Raw genomic sequence first — 4728 nt, forward strand, 5'->3', positions numbered from 1 at the left:
ACCATGAGCTGTGCCATCAGGAGGACACCCCCGAAGCGGACGCCGCGGCGGCCTCCTCGCGACCGGTCTCGCGAGCCCTCAGGATCGCGGCCGGGGTGACGTCCTCGACCCGCTTGCCGCGGCGAGCCGCCACGGCCTCGGGCTCCTCCAGCATCCGCAGCGCCTCGACGGTCGCGTGCACGATGTTGATCTGGTTCGACGAGCCGAGCGACTTGCTCAGCACGTCGTGGATGCCGGCGCACTCGAGCACGGCGCGCACCGGGCCACCGGCGATGACGCCGGTACCGGGGGACGCCGGGCGCAGCAGGACGACGCCCGCTGCCTTCTCGCCCTGCACCGGGTGCGGGATGGTGCCCTGGATGCGGGGGACCTTGAAGAAGTGCTTCTTGGCCTCCTCGACACCCTTGGCGATCGCCGCGGGAACTTCCTTTGCCTTGCCGTAGCCGACGCCGACCAGACCATCGCCGTCACCCACGATCACGAGGGCGGTGAAGCTGAAGCGACGACCACCCTTCACGACCTTGGCGACTCGGTTGATCGCAACGACGCGCTCGATGTAGGCGGTCTTCTCAGCACCCTGGCCCCGACCATTGTCGCGTCCGCGACGGTCGTTGCCCTGGCGCTCGCCACCACGCTGTCCGCGCTGGGCTCCGCTCATGAGATTCTCCTCTTTCGAAAAACTGGTTCGACGGCGATCAGAACGACAGTCCGCCCTCACGGGCGGCGTCTGCGAGGGCCGCGATGCGACCGTGGTACTTGTTGCCGGCGCGGTCGAAGACGACTGCGGCGACACCCTGGGCCTTGGCACGCTCGGCAACCAGCTCGCYGACCTTCTTGGCCTTGGCGGTCTTGTCACCCTCGGTGGCGCGCACGTCGGCCTCCATGGTGGAGGCGTAGGCGAGCGTCGCACCCTGCAGGTCGTCGACGACCTGCACCGTGAGGTGCCGGGCCGACTTGGTGACGACGAGGCGCGGGCGCTCCGCGGTACCGGAGACGCGCTTGCGTCCTCGGACCTGACGACGCAGACGCGACTTGACGCGCGCGGCCGTGTGCTTGTTGTTGGACAGTGAGATCGCCATGGTTACTTACCGGCCTTTCCGACCTTGCGGCGGATGTGCTCGCCGGAGTAGCGAACGCCCTTGCCCTTGTAGGGCTCCGGCTTCCGCAGCTTGCGGATCTTGGCCGCGACCTCACCGACGAGCTGCTTGTCGATACCGACGACGCCGAGCTTGGTCGGGCCCTCGGTGGTGAACGTGATGCCCTCGGGGGCGTCGAACACGATCGGGTGGCTGTAGCCGAGCTGGAACTCGAGCTGCGTGGGGCCCTTGGGCAGCACGCGGTAACCCACGCCCACGATCTCGAGCTTCTTCTCGTACCCGTCGGTGACACCGACGACCATGTTGTTGATCAGCGTGCGGGTCAGACCGTGGAGCGAACGGCTCTCACGCTCGTCGTTGGGGCGGGTCACCTCGAGGACGCCGTCCTCGGACTTCGCCACCGTGATGGGCTGGGCCACGGTGTGGCTCAGCGTGCCCTTGGGGCCCTTGACGGTCACCAGCGCGTCGTCGATCGCGACGTCGACACCGGACGGGACCGTGATGGGGAGCCTGCCAATACGCGACATAGCTTCTCTATCTCCTTCTTGGTCTCAGTGGTCCGGGGTCACCAGACGTAGGCGAGGACTTCGCCGCCCACGCCCTTCTGGTTCGCCTGACGGTCGGTGAGCAGGCCCTGGCTCGTCGAGATGATCGCGACGCCGAGTCCGCCGAGCACCTTGGGAAGACCCGTGTGCTTGGCGTAGACCCGCAGGCCGGGCTTGCTGATGCGGCGCACACCGGCGATGGAACGCTCGCGGTTGCGGCCGTACTTCAGGGTGACGGTCAGCGTCTTGCCGACCTCGCCCTCGGAAGGCTCCTTCACGTCGAACGACGTGATGTAGCCCTCCTGCTGGAGGATCTCGGCGAGGCCGGCCTTCATCTTGCTGTAAGGCATCGACACCTCGTCGTGGAACGCCTGGTTGGCGTTGCGCAGACGCGTGAGCATGTCTGCGATCGGGTCAGTCATCGTCATGGCCGTGAGGCCCTTTCTCCACCGTGGTTTCGCGTCTGCATCTCAGACGCGACCTGCAGCGATCGTTTTAGAGGGGTGAGGAAGGAGGAGGAGATCACCAGGAGGACTTGGTCACGCCGGGCAGCTCGCCCCGGTGCGCCATCTCCCGCAGGCAGATGCGGCACAGCCCGAACTTGCGGTAGACCGCCTTCGGACGGCCGCAGCGCTGGCAGCGCGTGTAGCCGCGCACCGCGAACTTGGGCTTGCGGGCGGCCTTGACCTTCAGAGAAGTCTTTGCCATGTCAGTTGCCCTCCTTGAACGGGAAGCCGAGCTGCTTGAGCAGCGCGCGACCCTCGTCGTCGGTGGTCGCGGTGGTCACGACGGTGATGTCCATGCCTCGCGACCGGTCGATCTTGTCCTGGTCGATCTCGTGGAACATGACCTGCTCGGTCAGACCGAAGGTGTAGTTGCCGCGGCCGTCGAACTGCTTGGCCGAGAGCCCGCGGAAGTCGCGGATGCGGGGCAGCGCCAGCGAGAGCAGGCGGTCGAGGAACTCCCACATGCGGTCGCCGCGCAGCGTGACGTGCGCACCGATCGGCATGCCCTCACGCAGCTTGAACTGCGCGATGGACTTGCGGGCCTTGGTGACCGACGGCTTCTGACCGGTGATCGCGGTGAGGTCGCGGATGGCGCCCTCGATCAGCTTGGAGTCGCGAGCCGCCTCGCCGACACCCATGTTGACCACGATCTTGGTCAGGCCGGGGACCTGCATGACGTTCTTGATGTCGAACTCGGACTGCAGCGCGGGGATGATCTCCTCGCGGTAGCGGGTCTTGAGACGCGGGGTGACCTTCTCGGTGGTCTCGGTCATCTCAGATCTCCTTCCCGGTCGTGCGCGAGATGCGCACGGAGCGCTCCGCGGAGTACGTCGAGCCGTCCGGACGACGCTTGGTGACCTCGTCGCGGCGGAAGCCGACGCGGGTGACGTCGTCACCCTCGACCAGCATCACGTTGCTGACGTGGATCGGCGCCTCGGCGGTGATGATGCCGCCGGTGTTGCCGCCCTGGACCGCCTTGGTGTGGCGCTTGACGCGGTTGACACCCTCGACGATCACCCGCTGCTCCTCGCGGAGCACCGTGATGACCTTGCCCTGGGCGCCCTTGTCCTTGCCGGCGATGACCTTGACGGTGTCGCCCTTCTTGATGTTCATGGTGTTCTTACCCATCTCTCACAACACCTCCGGGGCGAGCGAGATGATCTTCATGAAGCGCTTCTCGCGCAGCTCGCGACCGACGGGGCCGAAGATGCGGGTACCGCGGGGCTCTCCGTCGTTCTTGAGGATGACGGCAGCGTTCTCGTCGAAGCGGATGTAGGAACCGTCGGCACGACGGCGCTCCTTGACGGTGCGCACGATGACGGCCTTGACGACGTCGCCCTTCTTGACGTTGCCACCGGGGATCGCGTCCTTGACGGTGGCGACGATGACGTCACCGATGCCGGCGTAGCGACGGCCCGAGCCACCGAGAACACGGATGCACAGGATCTCCTTCGCACCGGTGTTGTCGGCGACCTTGAGTCGCGACTCCTGCTGGATCATTGATTTCTCCTGGTTGTCGAGCTGGTTCTCGCCCCCTCAACGGGAAGCGAGCCTGGCCGAACTGATGTGTGGAAGTTGAGCTTGAGTCCCGACGGCCCGAGGGCCGGTGGGTCTCAGGTCACTTGGCCTTCTCGAGGACCTCGACCAGGCGCCAGCGCTTCGTGGCCGACAGCGGACGGGTCTCCATGATCAGGACCCGGTCGCYGATGCCGCACTGGTTCTCCTCGTCGTGGGCCTTCAGCCGCGAGGTCTTGCGCAGGACCTTGCCGTAGAGGGCGTGCTTCACACGGTCCTCGACGGTGACCACGATGGTCTTGTCCATCTTGTCGCTCACGACCAGGCCCTCGCGGACCTTGCGCGAGTTGCGCGGGGTGCTCTCGGTGGTCTCGCTCATGCGCTTGCCTCTTCAGTGCTCGTGCCCGGGGTGGCGCGGATTCCGAGCTCGCGCTCGCGCACCACGGTGTAGATCCGGGCGATGTCCTTCTTGACCGTGCGGAGTCGGCCGTGGCTCTCGAGCTGGCCGGTGGCCGCCTGGAAGCGGAGGTTGAACAGCTCCTCCTTGGCCTCCCGCAGCTTGTCCTCGAGGTCGACGGGGTTGAGCTCGTCGAGCTCGTGGGCGTTCAGCTTGCTTGTAGCCATCAGAATTCACCTGCCTCGCGGGAGACGAACCGGCACTTCATCGGGAGCTTGTGCATCGCGCGGCGCATGGCCTCGCGAGCAGTGCCCTCGTCGACACCGGAAAGTTCGAACATGACGCGGCCGGGCTTGACGTTGGCAACCCACCACTCGGGGGAACCCTTGCCGGAGCCCATGCGGGTCTCGGCAGGCTTCTTGGTCAGCGGACGGTCGGGGTAGATGTTGATCCACACCTTGCCGCCACGCTTGATGTGACGGGTCATGGCGATACGAGCCGACTCGATCTGTCGGTTCGTGACGTAGTGACCCTCGACCGCCTGGATGCCGAAGTCGCCGAAGGCGAGCTTCGTGCCACCCTTGGCCGCACCGGTCCGCTTGGGGTGGTGCTGCTTGCGGTGCTTGACACGACGGGGCATCAGCATGGTGGTCAGCTCTCCTGTCCGG

Annotated in this window: 11 protein-coding genes; all 11 read right to left on the minus strand. The window is 66.3% G+C overall.

Annotated features, from left to right (window positions below; all coding sequences use genetic code 11):
• Positions 1-16: 16 nt before the first annotated feature.
• The 11 genes from rpsE to rplP all read right to left on the minus strand — a co-directional run bounded on the left by rpsE (position 17) and on the right by rplP (position 4706).
• Complete coding sequence (rpsE, locus tag ACXJKL_RS14900; protein WP_457207825.1) at positions 17-658, minus strand: 30S ribosomal protein S5; 642 nt, start codon at positions 656-658, stop codon at positions 17-19.
• 37 nt (positions 659-695) lie between these two features.
• On the minus strand, positions 696-1079 hold the full coding sequence (gene rplR / locus ACXJKL_RS14905) for a 50S ribosomal protein L18 (protein ID WP_457207826.1): 384 nt from the start codon (positions 1077-1079) through the stop codon (positions 696-698).
• 2 nt (positions 1080-1081) lie between these two features.
• Positions 1082-1624: a 50S ribosomal protein L6 gene (rplF, locus tag ACXJKL_RS14910; RefSeq protein WP_457207827.1), complete on the minus strand. Its 543-nt coding sequence runs from the start codon at positions 1622-1624 to the stop codon at positions 1082-1084.
• Positions 1625-1662: 38 nt separating this feature from the next.
• On the minus strand, positions 1663-2070 hold the full coding sequence (gene rpsH / locus ACXJKL_RS14915) for a 30S ribosomal protein S8 (protein ID WP_056927026.1): 408 nt from the start codon (positions 2068-2070) through the stop codon (positions 1663-1665).
• A gap of 94 nt (positions 2071-2164) precedes the next feature.
• Positions 2165-2350, minus strand: a complete 186-nt coding sequence (locus ACXJKL_RS14920) for a type Z 30S ribosomal protein S14 (RefSeq protein WP_010831721.1) — start codon at positions 2348-2350, stop codon at positions 2165-2167.
• Position 2351: 1 nt separating this feature from the next.
• Positions 2352-2921 (minus strand): 50S ribosomal protein L5, encoded by a 570-nt coding sequence (gene rplE / locus ACXJKL_RS14925; protein ID WP_457207828.1) that lies wholly within the window; start codon positions 2919-2921, stop codon positions 2352-2354.
• A gap of 1 nt (position 2922) precedes the next feature.
• Positions 2923-3276, minus strand: coding sequence for a 50S ribosomal protein L24 (gene rplX, locus ACXJKL_RS14930; protein ID WP_457207829.1), 354 nt, complete (start codon positions 3274-3276; stop codon positions 2923-2925).
• A 3-nt stretch (positions 3277-3279) separates the two neighbouring features.
• Positions 3280-3648, minus strand: coding sequence for a 50S ribosomal protein L14 (gene rplN / locus ACXJKL_RS14935; RefSeq protein ID WP_056887123.1), 369 nt, complete (start codon positions 3646-3648; stop codon positions 3280-3282).
• A 118-nt stretch (positions 3649-3766) separates the two neighbouring features.
• Positions 3767-4042 (minus strand): 30S ribosomal protein S17, encoded by a 276-nt coding sequence (gene rpsQ, locus ACXJKL_RS14940; protein ID WP_457207830.1) that lies wholly within the window; start codon positions 4040-4042, stop codon positions 3767-3769.
• A complete protein-coding gene (rpmC, locus tag ACXJKL_RS14945; protein WP_056927022.1) occupies positions 4039-4287 on the minus strand; it encodes a 50S ribosomal protein L29 in 249 nt (82 codons plus the stop codon). Before rpmC ends, rpsQ begins: the two co-directional genes overlap by 4 nt.
• Positions 4287-4706, minus strand: a complete 420-nt coding sequence (gene rplP, locus ACXJKL_RS14950) for a 50S ribosomal protein L16 (RefSeq protein WP_107771905.1) — start codon at positions 4704-4706, stop codon at positions 4287-4289. The genes rpmC and rplP overlap by 1 nt, the downstream gene beginning before the upstream one ends.
• Between the last annotated feature and the right edge of the window lie 22 nt (positions 4707-4728).

This window comes from Nocardioides sp. P5_C9_2 (assembly GCF_054049555.1).